Annotated in this window: 14 protein-coding genes; 8 read left to right on the forward strand and 6 right to left on the reverse strand. The window is 72.1% G+C overall.

Going from position 1 to position 20,628, the window contains the following annotated elements; all coding sequences use genetic code 11:
- Positions 1-2 precede the first annotated feature (2 nt).
- Positions 3-854: a phosphocholine cytidylyltransferase family protein gene (locus HEB94_RS22260; RefSeq protein WP_238361596.1), complete on the reverse strand. Its 852-nt coding sequence runs from the start codon at positions 852-854 to the stop codon at positions 3-5.
- Complete coding sequence (locus HEB94_RS22265; RefSeq protein ID WP_192751688.1) at positions 854-2,779, reverse strand: DUF5941 domain-containing protein; 1,926 nt, start codon at positions 2,777-2,779, stop codon at positions 854-856. Before HEB94_RS22265 ends, HEB94_RS22260 begins: the two co-directional genes overlap by 1 nt.
- 997 nt (positions 2,780-3,776) lie before the next feature.
- Here HEB94_RS22265 and galE point away from each other — a divergent pair.
- Together galE and HEB94_RS22275 are read left to right on the forward strand one after the other, a co-directional pair.
- Positions 3,777-4,769, forward strand: coding sequence for a UDP-glucose 4-epimerase GalE (gene galE, locus HEB94_RS22270; RefSeq protein WP_192751689.1), 993 nt, complete (start codon positions 3,777-3,779; stop codon positions 4,767-4,769).
- A 28-nt stretch (positions 4,770-4,797) separates the two neighbouring features.
- Positions 4,798-6,924, forward strand: coding sequence for an acetoacetate--CoA ligase (locus HEB94_RS22275; protein WP_192751690.1), 2,127 nt, complete (start codon positions 4,798-4,800; stop codon positions 6,922-6,924).
- A gap of 66 nt (positions 6,925-6,990) precedes the next feature.
- Here the strand turns inward: HEB94_RS22275 and HEB94_RS22280 are convergent, their stop codons facing one another.
- Complete coding sequence (locus tag HEB94_RS22280; protein ID WP_337917906.1) at positions 6,991-7,758, reverse strand: TIGR03089 family protein; 768 nt, start codon at positions 7,756-7,758, stop codon at positions 6,991-6,993.
- A 173-nt stretch (positions 7,759-7,931) separates the two neighbouring features.
- Between HEB94_RS22280 and HEB94_RS22285 the strand changes: the two genes are divergently transcribed.
- A complete protein-coding gene (locus HEB94_RS22285) occupies positions 7,932-9,047 on the forward strand; it encodes a mannose-1-phosphate guanylyltransferase (protein WP_192751691.1) in 1,116 nt (371 codons plus the stop codon).
- A gap of 36 nt (positions 9,048-9,083) precedes the next feature.
- Here HEB94_RS22285 and HEB94_RS53665 read toward each other — a convergent pair whose 3' ends face one another.
- Positions 9,084-9,791 (reverse strand): DUF3105 domain-containing protein, encoded by a 708-nt coding sequence (locus HEB94_RS53665; RefSeq protein ID WP_192751692.1) that lies wholly within the window; start codon positions 9,789-9,791, stop codon positions 9,084-9,086.
- 265 nt (positions 9,792-10,056) lie between these two features.
- Here HEB94_RS53665 and HEB94_RS22295 point away from each other — a divergent pair, with 265 nt between their 5' ends.
- On the forward strand, positions 10,057-10,983 hold the full coding sequence (locus tag HEB94_RS22295; RefSeq protein WP_337917907.1) for a DNA-3-methyladenine glycosylase family protein: 927 nt from the start codon (positions 10,057-10,059) through the stop codon (positions 10,981-10,983).
- 76 nt (positions 10,984-11,059) lie between these two features.
- On the opposite strand, the gene HEB94_RS22300 is transcribed toward HEB94_RS22295, so the two are convergent.
- Positions 11,060-12,199: a coenzyme F420-0:L-glutamate ligase gene (locus HEB94_RS22300; RefSeq protein ID WP_192751693.1), complete on the reverse strand. Its 1,140-nt coding sequence runs from the start codon at positions 12,197-12,199 to the stop codon at positions 11,060-11,062.
- Complete coding sequence (gene cofD, locus HEB94_RS22305; protein ID WP_192751694.1) at positions 12,196-13,173, reverse strand: 2-phospho-L-lactate transferase; 978 nt, start codon at positions 13,171-13,173, stop codon at positions 12,196-12,198. Before cofD ends, HEB94_RS22300 begins: the two co-directional genes overlap by 4 nt.
- Before the next feature lie 184 nt (positions 13,174-13,357).
- On the opposite strand from cofD, the gene HEB94_RS22310 reads away from it, so the two are divergent.
- The 4 genes from HEB94_RS22310 (at position 13,358) to HEB94_RS22325 (ending at position 20,572) form a co-directional block, all read left to right on the forward strand.
- Entirely contained in the window at positions 13,358-14,815 is a 1,458-nt protein-coding gene (locus tag HEB94_RS22310) for a hypothetical protein (protein ID WP_192751695.1), read from the forward strand.
- Between the two features lie 447 nt (positions 14,816-15,262).
- Positions 15,263-15,520 (forward strand): WhiB family transcriptional regulator, encoded by a 258-nt coding sequence (locus tag HEB94_RS22315; protein ID WP_192751696.1) that lies wholly within the window; start codon positions 15,263-15,265, stop codon positions 15,518-15,520.
- 223 nt (positions 15,521-15,743) lie between these two features.
- Positions 15,744-19,031, forward strand: a complete 3,288-nt coding sequence (locus HEB94_RS22320; RefSeq protein ID WP_192751697.1) for a glycosyltransferase family 2 protein — start codon at positions 15,744-15,746, stop codon at positions 19,029-19,031.
- The gene (locus HEB94_RS22325) at positions 19,028-20,572 is read left to right on the forward strand and encodes a DUF5719 family protein (protein ID WP_192751698.1); all 1,545 of its coding nucleotides are present in this window, start codon (positions 19,028-19,030) and stop codon (positions 20,570-20,572) included. Before HEB94_RS22320 ends, HEB94_RS22325 begins: the two co-directional genes overlap by 4 nt.
- The last annotated feature ends 56 nt before the right edge of the window (positions 20,573-20,628 follow it).

Genomic DNA, 20,628 nt, shown 5'->3' on the forward strand with positions numbered 1-20,628 from the left:
CACTAGGGCTCCAGGCCCGCCGCCAGCCCGCCCGTTGCGCTGGTGGGGTCGGTCACGGTGGGACGGGTCCGGCGGACGTCGTCGCCGACGCCGGCCGCGAGGGCCTGCAACACCCGCGCGGAGCGGGCCAGGTCGGCGTGGTCGTCGATCTCCACCCAGGGCAGGTCGCCGATCGGCGTGCCGTCGACCCGGAAGCCGTCGTCGATGGCCGCCTGGTAGCCGTCCTCGTAGTAGAGGTGCGGATCCTTGCGCCAGGTGGCCTCGAGCGCGGAGCTGAGGGCCTGCGCCGCGGCCGGGTCGATGAGGCTCACGCCGATGTACTCGCCGGTCGCCAGCGCCGGGTCCATCTGCTTGGTGATCCGGGTGATGCCGCGCTCGGCGGAGCAGACGACCTTCATCTCCTCCTCGGCGAGCGGTTTCACCGTGTCGAGGGCGAGCAGCAGGGCCGGTGAGGTGGCCCGCGCGGCCTCCAGCAGGGCCTGCTCGACGGCGACCGGGTGCACCGTGTCGCCGTTGGCGAGCAGGCACCCCTGGGAGAACAGGTGGCGTGCGCACCACAGGGAGTAGCAGTTGTTCCAGGTCTCCGCGCGGTCGTTGTGGATGAGTTCGAGGGTGACGCCGTGGCGGCGTTCGAGGTCGTCCCTGCGCGCGTGCACCGCGTCGGCGGCATAGCCGACCACCACGGCCACGTCGGTCACGCCGACCTGGGCGAAGTTGGCGAGGATCACGTCGAGCGGTGTCAGCGGGGCCTCGGAGGGCCCGGCCGGGGCGAGGGGGACCAGCGCCTTCGGCAGCGAGTCGGTGTAGGGGCGCAGGCGGCGACCCGTACCCGCGGCGAGCACCATGCCGATCATCACGCGCCTCCGTTCATGGCCGGGACCGATGCCGAGGCCCGGTCGCGGACCCGGGCGGCGGTGGCGACGACGCTCTCGCCCACGAAGACCAGCGCGAGCGCGGCGGCCAGCACGATGAGTCCCGTCTGCAGCACCGTGGCGCCGCCGAGCCCCATGAGCCCGACGAGGAGCATCCGGCCGTCGTGACCGAGGGTGACGATGGTGAGCCACCTGGGCGGGGTCGATCCGTCTTCGCGGAGACGGTACACGGTGTCGTAGTGGTGGAAGGCGCACGCGGCGACGTAGCCGAACGCCGCCGGCAGGGCGGCCGGGGCGACCAGGGCCGCGAGCGTGACGGCGAGGGCGTACTCGGCGGCCCGGAAGGACGGTGGGAGCACCCAGTCGGCCCAGCCGTTGAGCGGCTGCCGGCTCGCGAAGCCGACCAGCAGGGCGTACCACAGGACTCCGAGCAGCACCCAGGCCGGACCGACCGAGGGCACCACGGCCAGCGAGAACCCGAGCGCGAGCAGGGCGATCAGGGTGGTCAGGGGGGCGGGCAACGAGCGACCCGGAAGCGCGTTGTGGACGATCCACCCGACCGGTCCGACGTCGACCATCGTGCCGAGGGACAGTCCCGCCGGCTTGGACCAGGGCCGGCGCACCCTGCGCAGGCTGCGGAGGAGGCGGCCGAGGAAGGCGTACCCCGCGGCCAGCACGCCGACCGCGAGCAGGACGACGAGGACGACGCGCGGTGTGGTGAACGCCACGAGCAGACAGATCAGGGCCGACCGCTCGCCCTGGGGCAGGACCGCGGCGCGGCGCAGCCAGACCTTCCAGCGGCCGCCGTGGAGTCGGGCCTGCACCTGGTCGGCGAGGGCGGGTGCCTCCTCCGTGGGGTCGGCCGTGACCTCCTCGTAGGCGGCGTGCATCTGGTGCCGCACCGTCTGGAACGCCATGGCCGCCGCCGCGAGCCACCAGATCGACGGGTCGGAGTGGGCCACGCCGAACGCCAGGCCGGCGAACAGCGCGTACTCCTTCACCCGGTCGAAGGTGAGGTCCAGGCGGGCACCGAGCTTGCTGTAGGAGACGGTGTAGCGGGCGAGGTCGCCGTCGATGCAGTCGAGGGCGAAGGAGATGTGGAAGACGATGGCGCCGAGCACCCAGCCCGAGCGCGTGCCGGTGGCGACCAGCGCCGCCGCGCCGAGTGCAACGACGAGCGACAGGACGGTGATCTGGTTGGGCGTCAGGCCGAGCCGGGCGAACCACCTGGCCACGTAGCCGGAGTAGCTGCGGACGAAGAACGTCGTGAAGGCGGTGTCCTCGGCCTTGACCGCGCTCCTCAGCCGGACGCGCTCCTCGTCGACGGCACGGGCCCGAGCCTCGAACGCGGCGCGCTCCGCGGCTGTCTCGGCGAGCCCGGCGACCAGCGGGGCGGGGTCCATCCGGGTGACGGTGGTGGTGTGGCCGAGCGCGTCGGTGATGTCGGCGACGTCGACGGGCCGGAGGGCCGAGGTGTCGGGTTCGGCGGAGACCTGGGTCCGCACGTCGGTCGCCCTCTCCACCGAGGGGCGGGACGGGGCGGACTGGGTCGCTTGGGCGTTGTCGGCGTCCGGGCGCGCCGCGGCCGCGGCGAGAGCGTAGGAGAGGGCGGCGAGCAGGCCCTGCCGCGCGGCGGGTGACACCGCGAGGGTGCCGGGGCCGGCGATGGCGTCGCGGCGCGCGTCGCACAGGGCCCGGCGCAGGGCGTGGAGGTGGCCGACGTAGCGGGAGTCGACCAGGGCGATTCGGCCGGGCGGTGCTGCGGAGAGCGCGGCCGGGAGATCCTCCACCACGTCGATGTCCATCACGTCGTAGCCGAGCGCCCGCAGTTGGCGGGCGACCGGACGGGGCCCCGGCTCGGTGGGGACGACGGGTCCGACGAGGAACGCGGTCGGCAGCGGGATCACCCCTGTCTGATGGAAACGCCCATCCTAGAGCGTTTACGACGACCAACGGTTCGGACGTGTGCTGCCCAGCATCGAACGTTCAGCTCGCGGGACCTACCAGCAGTGACCGTCGAGCTGCGGACTGTGTTCTCCGGCGTGGCTACCCGACCGTAGCGGCCTGGGCCCGCGCGGCGCATCCTGGCCCGGTGTTCCGAAAATTTGCACACGATTACGGCACGCTTACTTTCCGACACCGATGACGATCCGTACGATCGCCTTCACAGATCGCAGATCGTTTGAGGGGTAAGGCCCGAGCCGGGCGGGCCGCTGCCAGCAGAACGACAAGACCGCGAGAAGGAGGTCGATGTCGATGGCGACGTCGTTACTGACGTCGACTGCGGAGCCTTCGCCCGGAGGGGCTCCAGTCTTCGTGCCCGGATACGGGTGGGTGGACTGGTCGAAGGAACTGCTCGATGCACAGGCCCGGTACCTACTACTACTCCACCAGCCCGACCAGAGCTGGACGAAGTTGCGTCTGGTCGGATCACGTCGGGTCGACCCACCCCGATGCCTGTACTGCGGTCAGGAGTGGACCTGCGCGGAGTTCGCGTGGGCCAGCGCCTGGCTGTCACCGCTGGGACGGCTCTGGGGACGGCACATGCGCGACCGAGGCGGTCGCCACCGGGCGCCCGGGCCCGCCCGAGTGGGCGGAGCGGCACGAGTGGGCGGCGGGGCCGGCCGCCGGAGTGCATGACCCCGATCAGCTAGGTCAGTCGATCAGCTGAGCCAGGGGAGAGGTCCGGCCGCGGCCACCACGCAGGGGGTGGCCACGCGGTCCGATTCGACCCACCTCGAAGATCTTCGACCCAACCGCCGGTCCAGACCGCGCCCTGTTGGAGCCGGTTCGACACCACTGCGACGGCCCACCCGAGAAGCGACGACTCACCGCGCCGCACCTCCGCGCGGACGGTGGCCGCGCGGCTGCGGTCCGGCGGAGCCCCGACTAGGGTGAACTGCCATGACCTGGCTCGTTACCGGAGGCGCCGGTTTCATCGGCGCGCACGTCGTCCATGCCCTCCATGCCGCAGGGGAGCAGATCGTCGTGCTCGACGATCTGTCCACAGGCGTTCCGGAGCGCATCGCGGGTGTGGAGGACGTCCCACTCGTCACGGGGTCGGTGCAGGCGACCAGTCTGGTCGCCCAGTTGCTGCGCGACTACGAGATCAGCGGCGTCGTCCACATCGCCGCCAAGAAGCAGCCGGGTGAGTCCGTCGAGAACCCGCTCCTCTACTACCGCGAGAACATCGGCGGGCTGGAGTCGCTCCTGCGGGCCATGTCCGAGGTCGGTGTCGACTCACTGGTCTTCTCCTCCAGTGCCTCCACCTACGGCAACCAGGACACCGACGTCCTCACCGAGGACGCGATCTGCCGGCCCGAGTCGCCCTACGGCGAGACCAAGCTGGTGGCTGAGTGGTTGATCGCCGACGTGGCCCGGGTGTCGGGTCTGCGCTACGTCAACCTGCGCTACTTCAACGCCGCCGGCGCGGCGCGCCCCGAACTCGCCGACACCGGCGCGTTCAACCTGATCCCGATGGTCTTCGAGAGCCTGACCGCCGGAAAGGCGCCGCGGATCTTCGGCGACGACTACCCGACGCCCGACGGCACGACGATCCGCGACTACATCCACGTGGCCGACATCGCCTCGGCCCACGTGGCGGCGGCACGACACCTCGCGAGCGGAGCCGACGCCAGGCACGTCCTCAACGTCGGCACCGGTCGCGGCTCCTCGACGAGGGAGATCGTCGAGGCCATCCTGGAGGTGTCGGGTCACACCGAACTCACCCCCGAGGTCCACCCCCGGCGAGCGGGCGATCCCGCCGTCTCGATCGCCTCCGCCGAGCGGATCGCGCGGGTGCTCGGCTGGTCCGCCCAGCACGACATGCGGGCGATCGTCGCCGACGCCTGGGAAGGGTGGCTGTTCCATCATCCCGAGGCACGCCGGGAGACGTGACCCTCGGACTCCTGGAAGGGGAGGGCGCATGACGGAGCCGAACGCCGTGGACGCGGTGGGCGCGGTGGATCCCGGGGCGGAGGAGCCGGCCGCGGCCCTGACCGTCACCGATGGTTGTGTGCCCGGCCAGATCCTGTGGGAGCCGCCCACCGACATCCGCGACCACAGCCGGATCGGCGACTACCTCCGCTTCCTCGAGCGGGAACGCTCCCTGCGGTTCGACGACTACGCCGCCTTGTGGCGATGGTCCGTCGACGACCTGGCGGGTTTCTGGGGGAGCGTCTGGGACTACTTCCGGGTCCAGAACCTGCGCGTGGCGGGGGCTGGGGCCATCGACGCGGGCCGCGGCTTCGCCGAGGCCCCGGACGACGCCGTGCTCGCGCGCGCCACCATGCCCGCGGCGGAGTGGTTCCCGGGCACCCGCGTCAACTACGCCGCGCACATGCTGGCCAACCTGCCCGCGCAGGGCCCGGTGGTGGTGGCCCGCTCCCAGACCAGGGGCCCTGTCGAGCTCTCCGCCGACGAACTCCGCGCGGCGGTCGCCCGGGCGCGGGCCGGGCTGGTCCGGCTCGGGGTCGGCCGCGGCGACCGGGTCGCCGCGTACCTCCCGAACATCCCCGAGACCCTGGTGCTGCTCCTCGCGAGCGCGAGCCTCGGTGCGGTGTTCTCCTCCTGTGCCCCGGAGTTCGGCACCCGCAGCGTCGTCGACCGGTGGAGCCAGATCGAGCCGCGCGTGCTCGTGGTGGTGGACGGATACCGGTACGGCGCGAAGGAGGTGGACCGGGTCGAGGAGGTGGCGGCGATCCGGGCGGAGCTGCCCACGCTGGAGCACGTCGTGGTCGTTCCGTACTTCCGCGCCGAGCCCGGTCGCGTCCCCGACTCCCTGGGCTGGGACGACCTGCTCGCGGGGGAGGAGCCGGGGGAGCTGGAGTTCGAGCCGGTGCCGTTCGACCACCCGCTCTACGTGTTGTACTCCTCAGGCACCACCGGCCTGCCGAAGCCCATCGTGCACGGGCACGGCGGCATTCTCCTCGAGCACCTGAAGGCCTTGGCGCTGCACTTCGACCTCGGCCCGGGCGACCGCTTCTTCTGGTTCTCGACGACGGGCTGGATGATGTGGAACGTCGTCGTCTCCGGCCTGCTCGTCGGTTCGACGGTCGTGCTGGTCGACGCCAACCCCGGCCATCCCGATCTCGGCTACCTGTGGCGGATGGCGCAGGAGTGCGAGGTGACGGTCTTCGGGACGAGCGCGCCGTTCCTGATGAGCTGCCGCAAGGCCGGGTTGCGTCCGAACCGCATCGCCGACCTGTCCCGGATCCGTGGGCTGGGCTCGACCGGTGCCCCGCTTCCGGTCGAGGGTTTCGGCTGGGTCTACGAGAACGTCAACCCCACCCTGCTCCTGCAGTCCTTCTCCGGTGGGACCGACCTGTGCACGGGGTTCGTCGCCGGCTCGCCGCTGCTCCCGGTCTACGCCGGCGAGCTTGCCTGCCCCTGCCTCGGCGCGGCCGTCGCGGCCTACGACCCGGCCGGACGCCCCGTGGTCGGTCAGCTCGGCGAACTGGTCCTCGAACGTCCGATGCCGTCCATGCCGGTCGGATTCTGGGGTGATCCCGACGGGTCCCGCTACCGCGCCGCGTACTTCGAGGAGTTCCCCGGAGTCTGGCGGCACGGCGACTGGGTCCAGGTCACCTCGCGGGGCACCTGCGTCATCACCGGCCGGTCGGACGCGACACTCAAGCGCGGGGGCGTCCGGATGGGAACGGCGGAGTTCTACTCCGTCATCGAGGGCTTCGACGAGATCGCCGACAGTCTGGTCGTCCACCTGGAGCGGACCGGCGCGTCGGCGCCCCGTGGGGACGAGGGCGAGGAACTCCTGCTTTTCGTCGTCCTCGCCGAGGGCACGCGACTCGACGACGACCTGCGGCGGCGGATCGCGGTCGAGTTGCGCCGTAGCCTGTCGCCACGGCACGTACCCGACGAGATCGTCCCCGTGAGTACGATCCCGCGCACGCTGTCCGGCAAGAAGCTCGAGGTCCCGGTGAAGCGGATCCTGGAGGGCCGGCCGGTCGACGAGGCCGCGAGTACGGGGGCGCTGGCCGATCCCGGGTCGCTGGCGGCGTTCGAGGCCTACGCCCGCCGCCGCGGCACCGGCTGAGCCGCAGAGCCCGCGCGCCGAGGCTCAGGACGCGGGCTCAGGAGTCAGCGGCTCCGGGGCGGGGGCTCAGGAGTCGGAGGAGTCGGCCGCGCCCAGGCGGGCGAGGGTCACCTTCTCCGCCGCCGTCCGGCGTTCGACCAGGCCGAGGTCGGGGTTGCGGACGACGACGACCGAGCCCCGCCGCGCGAGTGGCGCGAGCAGCGCGTCGAGGTATCCGTCCGGGCCGGCGGGGTTGGTGTCGGTCATCAGCCGGCCGCCCGGCGCCAGGTCGAGTTCCTGTGCCCGGCCGAGGGCGGTCTCGACCAACCGCGGGCCCGTCACTGTGGCCCCATCGAGTTCGAGCGCCGGTCCCTCCGGGTCGAGCGGGACGTACGGCGTGAAGCGGTCGGCGAAGCCCGGAACCTCGGCGCCGTAGTCGAGGACGCCGGCCGGCAGCGGCTCGGTGAAGGATCCGCCCAGTGGTCGCAGCGCCAGGGCGATCGTGTCCCGCCCACCCGCCGCCACGGCCGCGGGGAGGGCGTCCGGACCGGTGACCACGACATCCGCGCCGGCGGGCCCGTCGAGCGTCACGGTGAGGCCGGCCGACCACGCGGCCAGCATCCACACCGCGCCCTGCCAGTGCGGCGGCAGCATGATCGCGACCCGGTCGCCCGGGTCGGTGCCGAGGCCGTCCTGGAGGAGGTTCGCGGTCTTGGCCACCCAGTTGTCGAGGGTCGCGAGTGAGAGTTCGACGCGTTCGCCGGTGGCGTCGTCGTAGAACGTGAGGAACGGGTTGGCCGGGTCGGCGGCCAGTGCGTCGGCCAGGAGCCGGGCGGGACTGTTCGGGATCGCCACGTCTCCGGAGCCTAACGGCCACCGCCCCACGGCCGGCTCGGCCCACCGCGGCGCGGCCCAGGGCATGGTCGGCGAGCCGGTCGCACTCCGTGCGGTGATGAACACGCGACGCGACGCGCCCCGAACTTGTGGGAGCACCGGTTTGGGTGAGGCGCTCCCGTAGGCTCCGTGCCATGCGGTACGCGGTCATCAACGCGGGGGGAACGGGCACCAGGTTGTGGCCGCTCTCACGTGCGAATCTGCCCAAGCAGCTGCTGAGTCTCGGTGGTGGTGGCAAGAGCCTGCTCCGGCTGGCCTACGAGCGGCTCCTCGGCTTCGTGCCGGCCGAGCGCATCTTCGTCTGCGCCGGTACGTCCCACCATGAGTCGATCCTGGAGCACCTGCCGGACCTGCCCGACGGCAACTTCCTCGGTGAGCCCCTGGGTCGCGACACCGCCAACGCGATCGGCCTGGCGTCGGCGGTGATCGCGAGCCGTGATCCCGACGCCGTCCTCGCGTTCGTCACCTCCGACCATGTCATCGAGCCGCTCGACGCGTTCCGTGACGCGCTGCGAACGGCGTTCGAGACCGTGGAACGCGATCGGGACGTGCTCGCGACGTTCGGGATCCCGCCGACCTCCGCCCACACCGGGCTCGGCTACATCGAGCGGGCCGAACCGTTCGGTGACGCCACCACGGCCGGTGGACAGCCCGCGGTCTTCGGGGTGTCCGCGTTCACCGAGAAGCCCGACCTGCAGACGGCCGAGTCCTACCTCGCGAGCGGGCGACACCTGTGGAACTCCGGGATGTTCGTCTGGCGCGCCGACACACTGCTGGCCGAGCTGAAGCGACACCTGCCGGTCTCCTACGACGGCGTGATGGGCATCGCGCAGGCCTGGGACGGACCCGACCGCGACGCGGTGGCCGAGAAGATCTACGCCGGGCTCCCGAAGATCAGCATCGACTACGCCGTGATGGAGCCCGCGGCGCGCGGCGGCGACGCGGTGCGGGTCGTGGTCGTCCCGATGGCGGTCGACTGGCTGGACGTCGGGTCGTGGCCGACCCTCGCGCGAACCCTCGAGAACGACCCGGCCCACAACGCCAGCAACACCGTGACGGTACTGGTGGACTCCGAGGGCAACATCGTGGTGAGCGACGACCCGGAGCACCTGGTGGCCACGGTCGGACTGCGCGACACGATCATCGTGCACACCCCGGACGTCACCATGGTCTGCCCCAGGAGTTACGCCGAGCGAGTCAAGGACCTGGCCGCGCGGGTCCACCAGACCCACGGCGGCCGCTACTCCTGACCGGGGATGCCCCGGCGGGCGGCCGTGGGCTCGGCGTCAGGCGCCCTGCGGCTCGGGTGCGTCAGAGGCCGGGTACTTCTTCATGAACTGCTCGATCGCCTCGCCGCTGACCTTCTCGGAGTACTGCCGGCGTCCGTTCGCGAGCGACCAGTGGGTGAAGGCGATGTGCTTGCCCTCCGGGAACGCGCCGTCCGACGCCTTCCACGGCGCGATGATCAGCTTCTTGGAGTTGTCGAACTGGCTGGACTCGTAGCGTCGCGAGATCGTGCGCAGCGCCTCGAGTTGGGCGTCGTCCTTGGCGATGGTCTCGTCGTACCAGACGATCGTGTAGCCGTGCTCGAGGTTGTGCACGAGCGTCTCGAGTGCGGGACGGTCCTTCGCGTCGTAGAACTTCCGCCCGAAGGCCGCCGGCTGGGCCCAGTGCGGTCCGGAGGAGGGGGGCACGGTCTTGTAGGAGATCTTCTGCCCGGTCGGCATGTGCTCGGAGACACCCGCGGCGCTGTCGTTGGTGAGCGCGCCTAGGCCGGCCTCCGCGGCGGTCACGCCGAACTCCGACATCGGCTTGCTCGCGGGGTTGTCGATCATGCGGCTGACCGGGACCCATGCCGCCGCGCCGATGATGACCACGCCGACGAGCGCGGACACGACGATGAGGGTGATCGTGCGACGTCGCTCGGCCTGCTGCTGCTCGCGACGCATCTGCTGGACGCGCTCACGCCTGTCGTCCGGCTTACGTTTCGCCACGGTCTCGGTCCTTCGCTTCGGAGGCCCCGCGGGTGCGTGGCCGGACTGGGGCAGGGTCGTCGCGGATCCCGGGCGGTCCGCGCACCAGCAGCCTGCTGGTGGGCGCCACGTCCCGGTCGACCCGCTGGTGCGTGATCCGCGGGCAGACCCTAGGAGTGTACGGAAGAAAGCGGGGCCAATGGTGCGGAGCCGGCCGGAAGTGAACGCGGCCGATTCTGCGTGCCCCGGGAGCCGGAAGGGGCGAGGAGTCCCGCACACTGGTGCCGTGTCCGCGACGACCGCCGAAGTCACCCGCACCGTGGTGACCGAGTCGCCCCTCGATCCGGGGCTGACGCTTGGAGGGTTGCAGCGCGGAGCGGGCGACCCGGTGCATCGGCGGACGCCGGACGGCGCCGTCTGGCGCGGGATCCGGACGCCTGCTGGTCCCGCCACCGTACGGATCTCCGCCGCCAGCGCCGACGGCGCGGTCACCGGCCGGGCGTGGGGTCCCGGTGCCGACTGGGTGCTGGACCGGCTGCCGGCGTTGATCGGGGCGGAGGACGATCCGGCGGGATTCGAGCCCGGCTTGCCACTGCTGCAGCGACTCGCGCGGCGGTTCGCGGGTTGGCGGGTCTGTCGTACCGGCCTGGTGATGGAGTCCCTGGCCCCGGCGATCCTCGAGCAGAAGGTGACCTCGATCGAAGCCTGGCGGTCGTGGCGTGAGCTGGTCTGGAGGTTCGGCGAGAAGGCACCTGGTCCCACGCCGTTTCCGCTGTGGGTCCAGCCGGACGCCAGGACCTTCGCCACGTTGCCGTCCTGGGAGTGGCACCGCGCCGGAGTGGGTCCGCAGCGCGCGGAGGCGCTGGTCAGGTGCGCGCGGGTGGCCAGTGCGCTGGAACGGACCGTCGGACTCGACTTCGCGGAGGTCGAACGCCGGCTCCGCACCATTCCCGGTATCGGTGTCTGGACCGCGGCCGAGGTGATGCAGCGCGCGCACGGGAACGCCGACGCGGTCTCGGTCGGGGACTTCCACATCGCGAAGTCGGTGGGCTGGGCGCTGGCGGCGGAGCCGTACGACGACGAGAAGATGCTCCAAGTGCTCGAACGCTGGCGCGGCCACAGGTTCCGCGTCACCCGGCTGATCGAGCTCGCCGGGATCGGGGCGCCTCGGCGTGGGCCACGCCTCGCGCCGCGCGACTACCGCGCCTTCTGACCCCGGCTCCCGGGCCGAGGGGCCGGAGAAGCCGGGGCTTGGACGGGCGGAGGCGAGGGCGCGAGGCCGCCGTTCGCTACGAGGCGCTCGCTCCGATGGCCAGCAGTCCGACGACCTCCGCGTCCTCCGGAACGGCCGAGCCCACGGCGGTCACGTCGACCCGAGAAGCGGGCAGCCAGCGACTCGCGAGTCCCTCCACGGCGCAGGACAGGACCAGCCGGTCGCGCGCTCCGCCGAGCTCCAGCAGCGCGGCCGCCTGCTCGGCGAACGCCCCGGCGCCCAGGTACGCGACGGCGACGTAGGGGACCGAGGACGGCAGGCCGACCGCGTCGAGGATCGGCTTGCGCAGCTGTGCCTCCTCGACCTCCACGAGTCCCCACCGGGATCCCGCGCGGTCGGGTACGGAGTCCAGCGCCCGCCGGACCAGGTCGACGTCGGTGGGCGCGTCGGCCAGCTCCCGCGCGTCTCGTGACAGGCGCAGCGCCTCACGCCGTGCCTCCCGGGCGCCGAGCCGGAACATGTCGTCCTCCGCCGAACGCACCAGGGCGCGCACGCCCGGACCGTCCTCCGCAGTGACCAGGGTGCGCAGGCCACGGACTACCGCGACGGGTACCTGCGCGACCTTGCCCTTGACCAGCTCGGCCGCGCCGGCGACCTCGTCGGCGTGGGCGGGAGCGGTGACCACGAGCTCGTTGCCGTGGGCGTCGGTGCGGCCACGGTGCTCCTCGAGGACACGGACACCGGCCGCGCCGATCGCGAGGTCGGTCTGGCCGAGCCGCCACGGGCGACCGAAGGTGTCGGTGACGATCACGCCGACGTGGACGCCGAGACGTTCGGTCAGGCCACGGCGGATCTCGCGCGCCGAGTGGTCGGAGTCGATCGGCAGCAACAGCAGCCGGCCGGGCGCGACGTTGGACGCGTCGACACCGCCGGCGGCCATCACGAACCCGTGCCTGGTCTGGACGATCTGGGTGGTGCCGCGCTCGGCGACGACCCGGACGGTCTCCGAGCGGACCGCGGCGGCGCGGTCGGTGCCCTCCACGACCCGGCCCTCGGACTTGCTCACGATCTTGCTGGACACGACCACGATGTCGCCGTCGGCGAGGTGGGGAGCGTGCGTGGCGATCAGCTCGGCGAGGTCGTCGCCGGGCTGGACCTCGGGGATTCCGTAGACGGGCGTGACGACGACCGCGCCCGCCAGGGCGTCGCCGCTCACCGGCGTACCGCGTCGGCGAGGTCGAGCGCGACCCTGGCCATCTCGGCCACGGCCGGGACGTCGGTCATCATCAGGGGTACGGCTCGCGCGGCGATGCCGGCCTCCTCGATCCGGGGCACGGCGTCGGCGTCGCGTTCGTCGACGAGCCAGGCGTCGAGGAGCCCACCGGAGGAACGCGCACCGAAGTGCAACGCCACCCCGGCGGCGGAGGTGTCGACCCCGATCGCGGGCAGCAGCTTGTCGGCCATGCCGCGGACAGGGGCGCCGCCGACGATCGGCGAGAGCCCGACGACCGGAGCGGGCGAAGCGAGCACCGCGTCGCGCACGCCAGGCACGGCGAGGATGGGGCCGATGCTGACGACGGGGTTGGACGGCGGAAGCAGGATCAGGTCGGCCTCGCTGATCGCCTCGAGGACGCCGGGTGCGGGCGTCGACTCGGCGATGCCCTCGACCTCGATGTCGATCACCGGCAGTGAGGCGTGGTGACGGACCCAGTACTCCTGGAAGTGCAGCCGTCGGCGGCCCTCGGGGGCGTCCGGGTCCTCGACCGTGACGTGGGTCTCGACCCGATGGTCGGTCATCGGGACCAGCCGCACGGGGAGGTTCCACCGGGCGGTCAGGGTGGCGGTCACCTCGGAGAGCGTGTGCCCGTCGTCGAGCATCGCGGTCCGCACGAGGTGCGTGCCGATGTCGCGGTCGCCGAGGCCGAACCAGGAGGCCGTGGCGTCGTAGGCCTGGATCTCGGCGAGGGCGTTCCAGGTCTCCTCGGCCCGTCCCCAGCCCTTGGCTTCGTCGTTGCCACCTCCGAGGGTGTACATGACGGTGTCGAGGTCGGGGGAGACCTGCAGACCATAGAGAGTGAGGTCGTCACCGGTGTTGCCGATGACCGTGACCTCGGCGTCGGGGGAGTCGGCGAGCAGGCCGCGAAGGAAGCGCGCGGCGCCGATGCCGCCTGCGAGAAGGGTGATCCGCACGACCACCAGTGTGCCGCGTCCGTACGACCACCCGGTATCGGGGCGTCGTCGTCCACAGGCGAGACGGCACAAGACCGGCGAAGTGCGCCATAGTGGTCCCACACCGGCGGGGGGTCGAGTCAACCAGCCCGCGATATGGGAGGCTTCAGCCGGACATCTCCACCATGACTTGGGGGTAGAGCACGTGGTTACCGAGACAACCAAGCCCCACCGCGAGCTGTTCGCGTGGGTGCTGCTTGGCGCGAGCATTCTGCTCGGTGCCGTAGCGGTCTCGCGACTGGCCATCGACGCCGGTGGCATCGACTTCACCGCGAAGGCGTTCCTGTTCCAGGACCGGTTCGCCGCGCCCACGGTCGTCGGCCTTCTGGTCCTTGCCGTCGTCCTCGTGACACACCTCGGCGAGCCCACCCCGAAGGCGCGGCTCGTCACCCTCGTCGCGCTCGTCGTCCTCGCCGTGCTGGCGCTGTTCACTCTCGTGACGTGGCTGGCCGGGTTGGGTGCCACCATTCCGAGCGGCGCCGGGGTCAATGGCAACGGCAAGTTGGCCACCTCGGTGATTCAGATCGCCTACCTCGCGGTGGCGGGTGCCGGCCTCTTCTTCATCTACACCACGTTCAAGGCGCTGCCCCGCCCGGCGCCGAGCCTCGCTCCCGGAAAGAACGCCCAGCCGGGGCAGTTCGGTTTCGGCGGGCAGGGCGGCCAGCAGCAGTTCGGCGGCTACGGCCAGCAGGAGTACGCCCAGCAGGGTTACAACCAGCAGCAGGGACAGGGTTACGCCGCCGCCGGCTTCGCCGCGGCCGAGGCTGGCCAGTACGCGCCCGCTCCCGGGCAGGACTACGCGCAGGGCCAGCAATACCAGCAGGGCTACGGCAACCAGGACTACGGCCAGCAGGGTCAGTACGCGCAGCAGGGCTACGGCCAGCAGGGTCAGTACGCGCAGCAGGACTACGCCCAGCAGGGTCAGTACGCGCAGCAGGACTACGCCCAGCAGCAGTACAGCCCCTACACGCCCTACGGTCAGGACCAGGCCCAGCAGGACTACGCGCAGGAGCAGGGCCAGCACGGCTACGGCCAGGAGCAGGGCCAGCAGGGTTACCAGGACCAGGCCCAGCAGGGCTACGGCCAGCACGAGCAGGGCCAGGCTTACGCCGCCGAGCAGGGCCAGCAGGGCTACGGCGCTGAGCAGGGCCAGCAGGGCTACGGCGCTGAGCAGGGCCAGCAGGGCTACGGCGCTGAGCAGGGGCAGCAGGGCTACGACCCGCAGTACGGCTACGGCAACCAGCAGTACGCCCAGGGCCAGCAGCCTTACTCCCAGGACAGCCAGCAGTACGCCGGCTACGGTCAGCAGGACTACGCGGGCTACGGCCAGCAGCAGTACCAGCAGGGCGGCCAGACTCGCGGAAACGACCCTGACAGCACCCAGTTCTTCGGTCAGGACCTCGGGCAGCAGAGCGGTGCGGAGACCTCCGACCGTGGGGACAACGCCGCGGTGACACGAGCGCTGTCCCCTGAGCAGGGCGACTCCGGCGCCGACGACCACACCCGCGTGGTCCGGACCGAGGACTCCGCGGAGGCGTCGGACCGCAACACCGGCAACGAGCAGAACCAGCAGCAGGGTTGGTGGTCGCAGCCTCCGCGCTGACCGCCACCGGCTTCCTACGAAGACGATCGGGCCCGACCGGGAGTTGTTCCCGGACGGGCCCGATCGCGCTTCGGAGGAGCGGGCGTGGCGCTGCGTACGGACACCCTGTGGCGTCGCGCGCTGACCCCGCACCCTGCCCCGCACCACCCCCGCACCACTGCCGCACCAGCCCAGCACCGGGCCTGCGGCAGGCATGTGTGAGGTCGTCCATGGCTCGGCAAAGGTTTGTCCGCGTATAGCAGACCTCAAGTTGACGTCGCGGGATTTCCGGCATGTAATTTCATCTGTGTCATTCCTGCCGTTCCGGGGAAGTACCTGAACGGTGTGACATGAGCACCGCTCGGGGTCTAGTGCGGGACGGCGACGTCGGCCCGGTGTGACGCACGAGCGCACGACATCAAACGGGGACTTTTTCTCACGGGGACGTGGGTCGAGGAGGCGAGGACCGTGGCAGAGCCCAGCCTGCTGCACGGCAGCGCCGAGGAAGAGCTCAGCTGGCAGGAGCGCGCGCTGTGCGCGCAGACTGACCCGGAGGCGTTCTTTCCGGAAAAGGGTGGTTCCACCCGGGAAGCCAAGAAGGTGTGCATGGTCTGCGAAGTTCGTTCGGAGTGCCTGACGTACGCGCTCGAGCACGACGAACGCTTCGGGATCTGGGGCGGCCTCTCCGAGCGAGAACGCCGTCGGATGAAGAAACGCGCGGTCTAGGGCCCTCGGGAGCCGCTGGGGCCGCGCCAGGCCACTGTGGATGTCTTGCCAGCGGGCGAGGCGCGAGCGTGATTGCTCGCACCTCGCCCGCTGTGTCATACAGCTGCCGCCGGGGTGCCCGCGCCCGCCGGGCCTGTCACAGCCTGGCACCGTATGCCGGAAGCGTCGCGTAGTGTGTGCCCTTGCACCGACCCCACCCACTCTGTGAGGTTTCCCTTCCCGCATGAGCGAGCGTTTCGGAGTTGAGGCGTCGACGCGCCCGACCGTCACAGCCGTCGTCGTCGCCCACAACGGCGCGCCGTGGCTGCACGAGCTGATCTCGGGCATGCAGTCGCAGACGCGTGCGCCGGATCGGACCGTGGTCGTCGACACGGGCAGCCAGGACGGCTCGAAGGAGATGCTGGTCGGGAAGCTCGGTGGCCCCGTCCTCGACGCGCCGGCACGGATCGGTTTCGGCGCGGCCGTGGATCGTGCGGTCAAGGCCCTCCCGCCGCCCGGACCGGACGAGTGGTTGTGGCTGCTGCACGACGACTGCGCCCCTGCCCCCGAGGCTCTGGAAGCCCTGTTGCGTCTCCGGGAGTCGGTGCCCGAGGCGGCGGTGGTCGGCCCGAAGGTGCGCGACTGGCCTCGCGGCCGGCGGTTGCTGGAGTTCGGTGTCACGATCGCGGGCAGCGGCAACCGAGAGACCGGGTTGGAGTTCGGCGAGTTCGACCAGGGCCAACACGACGGCGTCCGTGACGTTCTGGCCGTCGGCACCGCCGGCATGCTCGTACGCCGTGACGTGTTCGAGCGGTTGGGCGGGTTCGACAGGCGGCTCGGGCTGTTCCGGGACGACGTCGACTTCTGCTGGCGGGTCCAGCGTGCCGGCCACCGGGTGGTCACCTGCCCGGACGCCCTGGTGCACCACGCGGAGGCGGGTCACCGTGGCTTCCGCAGGCTGGACGCCGTACGCGGCCGCCCGCGCCGGGTCGACCGACGCAACGCGATCTACACCCTCCTCGTCAACTCCGCCGCGTGGATGGTTCCGCTCATCGCCGTCCGGCTGGTCATCGGATCCGTGCTGCGGATCCTCGGCCTGCTGGTGGCCAAGTGGCCTGACGCGGCCTACGACGAGTTCCGAGCGCTACTGAGCGCTTACTCCCGACCCGACCTGGTGGTCCGCGGCCGCCGCGACCGGGCGAGGCAGGCCAAGGTCTCCGCCCGCGCCGTACGCCGCCTGCTGCCGCCACCCTGGATCGGCGTGCAGCACGCGGTCGACGCGTTGGCCGCACTGTTGTCGGCTCGTTCCGGTACGCACGTCGGCTCGGGCCGGCGCGCCCGCCGGGCGATCGAGAGCGGCCCGGTCGCGGAAGAGGTGGAGGAACTCGTCGACGACAGTCCCGGCGCCTGGCGCTGGCTGCTGGCCCGCCCCCCCATCATCGTCGTACTCCTCCTCGTCGTCGTCTCGCTCGTGGCGTGTCGCAACCTGTTCGGCGCGGGTGCGCTCGGCGGCGGCGCGCTGCTACCCGCTCCCGACAGCGTGATGGATCTTTGGCACCGGGCGTTCGAGTCGTGGCATCCGGTCGACCTGGGCAGTAGCCGGGCGGCGCCGCCCTACCTCGCGGTCGTCGCGTTCCTCGGCACCGTGCTCGCCGGCAAGGCGTGGCTGGCCCTCGACGTCCTGCTCCTCGGCGCCGTGCCGCTCGCCGGCCTCACCTCCTACTTCCTCATGCGCAGGGTGGTCCAGACCCGGCCGCTGCGGCTGTGGGCGACGGTCACCTACGCGCTGCTGCCCGCGGTGACCGGCGCCGTCGCCGCCGGTCGCCTCGGCACCTGCGTCGCGATCATCGTGCTGCCGCTGGTGGCACTGGCCGTCCTTCGGATGTACGGCGGCACGGGTGCCGCCACCGGATCCTGGAGCCCCGCGTGGGCCGCCGGTCTGCTGCTCGGCGTCCTCACCGCGTTCGTCCCGATCGGCTACGTACTCGCGCTCGGCTTCGGCATCGTCGCGGCCGTGCTCCCGGCGCTGTACAAGCCGGGGATCCGGACCCGGATCGCCGTGGTTCTGGTGGTGCCGCCGCTGGTGCTGCTGCCCTGGTTGCCGGTGCTCGCGAGCAACCCCGGCGCGCTCCTCGGCGAGGCCGGGTTGGCGCTGCCCGGGCTGGCCGACTCCGATCTCGCGGAGACCAGCCTCCTGCTCGGCGGTCCGGGTGGTCCCGGTGCGGCACCGGTGTGGATGTTCGGTCTCCTGCTGCTCGTCGCACTGGTGGCGTTGCTCCGTCGTGACCAGGGCAGGGGCGTCCTCCTGGCCTGGGGCCTGAGCCTGGCCGGCCTGGCGCTCGGCCTCGTCCAGAGCAAGCTCTCCGTCCACACCGAGTGGAACGCGGTGTCGATCCCCTCCTGGCCGGGCCTCGCGGCAGTCCTCGTGGCCGCCGGCTGGATCCTCGCGATCGTGCATGGTGCCGACGGTGCGAGACGGGTCTTCCGCCAGCGCAGCTTCTCCTGGCGCCAGCCCGCCATCGGCGCACTCGTCGTGGTCGCGGCCGCCGCGCCGGTCCTGGGCGCCGGCTGGTGGATCATCCGGGGCGCCGAACAGCCGCTCGACCGCGACGCCGGCGCCGCGGTACCCCCCTACATCCGGTCCGCGCAGCAGTCCGCCGCGCATCCGCGGGCGCTCGTCGTCCAGGTCGACGGCGGCGCGGGGCGCTACGCCGTACTCCGAGGTGGCGCGGCCCGGCTCGGCGACGAACAGACCGGTGCCCCCACCGCGACCCTCGCAGGGCTCGACAGCACGGTCGGCGACCTCGTCGGGGAGACCCAGCGGGAGGCGACCGCGGCCCGGCTCGCGGCGTACGGCATCGGCTACGTCTACCTGTCCGCTCCCGCCGACCCCGGGTCCGTGGAGCGGCTCGACGGAACCCCAGGGCTCACCCGGGCGAGCGCGCCGCAAGGCGCAGCGGCCTGGAAGGTCGACCTGCCGGTCGGACAACTCCGGATCCTCCCGCCCGGCTCGCCCGACCCGCGCGGCGACGGTACGGAGATGAGCGACGCCACGTCGGCGCAGGTGCTCGGGATCGACCCGAACGGTGCCGCCGTCACCGTGCCCGACGGTCCGGCCGGACGACGGCTCGTGCTCGCCGACGCACAGGACGACGGCTGGCGGGCCACCATCTCCGGCCAGGCGCTGCGGCCCACCGAGTACGCCGGCTGGGCGCAGGCGTTCGAGCTGCCCGCGACGGGTGGCCGGCTGGTGCTCGAGCACCAGCCGCGGCTGCAGGGTGAACTCCTCCTGATCCAGGGTCTGCTGGTCCTCGTGTTCCTCGTGCTCGCGCTGCCCACCCGGGCGCGCCGCGATCCTCCTCCGCTGGAACCTCCGGGTGGTCGCCGCAGTGCCGGGGCAGCCTCGGCGGAGCCCCGCCCGGGTCGCCGCTCGGCGGCTCAGGGCGTACCCGTCGGGAGCATGGCGCCGTCGGCCGGGGGCGCCGCCGGTCCGCCTGATCCAGGGCGATCTCGTGAGGGAGTGCAGCCGTGAACCGTCCCATCGTGCGGCTGGGTGTGGTCGCGGTCGTCGCCGCCGTCCTCGTCGGCGGTGTGACGCTGCTGTCGCCGGCCCTGACCTCGGCGGGGGAGTCCGCGCAGGCGCCCACCCGGCCGACCCGCGTGCCCCTCGACCGGGCGACGTTCGTCTGCCCCGAGTCCAGCTACGTGAGCGGCCAGACCAGCACGGACGTCGCCGCGGTGGCCGCCCCCGCGAGCGTCGACGGCGGGCAGACCAACGCCGCGGGTGGCGCAGCGGGCACGCCGGAGGCGCGGCTCGCCGTCTCCTCCCTCGGAACGCCCACCACCCCCGTGGCGTCGGTCGACCGGCGGGAGCGGGTCGCCACCTACGCTGTCCGCAAGACCCAGACTCCACCGCTGGTCGTCACCGCGCACGGATCGGTCGCGCCCGGCGCGGTCGCCGGACAGCTCACCAGGACGAGCACGGGTCCGCTGCGCGGTCTGGCCGAGACGCCGTGTTCTGGTCCTGGCGCGCAGTTCTGGTTCGTCGGCACCGGCAGTGAGCTCGGCCGGCACGGCCGGGTCTACCTCACCAACACCGACGAGGGGTCGGCCCAGGTCGACCTGCGGCTCTACGACGAGAAGGGCGAGGTCGACTCCGACGCCGGACGTGGCCTCACCATCGCCGCCGGCAGGCAGCAGGTCGTCGAACTCGACAAGCTGGCGCCGACCAGCAAGCATCTCGCGGTCGCCGTCGTCGCCCAGCGCGGCCGCGTCTCCGCCGCCCTGCGAGACGACGCGGTCAAGGGCGAGACCGCCGTGGGTGTCGACTGGATCCCGTCCGCGACGCCGCCGGCCAAGGAGATCGTGGTGCCCGGCGTTGCCTCCGGCGACGGCGAGCGAGTCCTCACCATCGTCGCTCCCGAGGACTCCACCGCGAGCGTCAACCTGTCGTTGCTGGCCGCGAACGGAAGCTTCCGGCCCGCCGACCTCGGCGATCTGGAGATCAAGCCGGGCGCCGTCGTGGAAGTTCCGCTCCAGAACGCCCTCCGCAAGCAGGCGGGCGCCGTTCGGATCGACTCCGACGTACCCGTGACCGCCAGCGTCCGGAGCGTGCTCGGCTCCGGCTCGGGCCCGCACGACGTGGCCTACACCTCGGCGGCGCGTGCGCTGTCCGGACCTGCCGTCGTACCCGACACCCGCGGGGGTACCGGACGTACGTCCAGCCTGCTGCTGTCGAGTCCTTCCCAGCAGGCGGTGAACGCCGCCGTCACGTTGGTCGCCCCCGACGGCCGCCAGCTCCACACGAGCAGGGTGACAGTCCGCCCCGGCAGCACGGTCGAGTTGAAGCTGGAGCCGCCGAAGGGGACGGAGCGCTACGCCGTGGTGGTGACACCCGATCGTGGCGGACCGTTGTACGGCACCCGGCTGCTGGTGGAGAACGCCAAGGACGGCCCGATGGTGTCGTCGTGGCCGCTCGCCACGGGCGAGACGACCGCCGTACGCCCAGTCGCCCGCGCCGACATCGGCGCCGGGATTGGCGTCGAGGCCCCCCGCGACCCGATCTTCCACTAGTCGCAGCGGCCCGCATCCACGCTGGCGGCGTTGTCGTCGTCGCCAATAGGACACCG

Source organism: Actinopolymorpha pittospori (assembly GCF_014873875.1).
In the GTDB taxonomy this organism is placed as follows: Bacteria; Actinomycetota; Actinomycetes; order Propionibacteriales; family Actinopolymorphaceae; genus Actinopolymorpha; species Actinopolymorpha pittospori.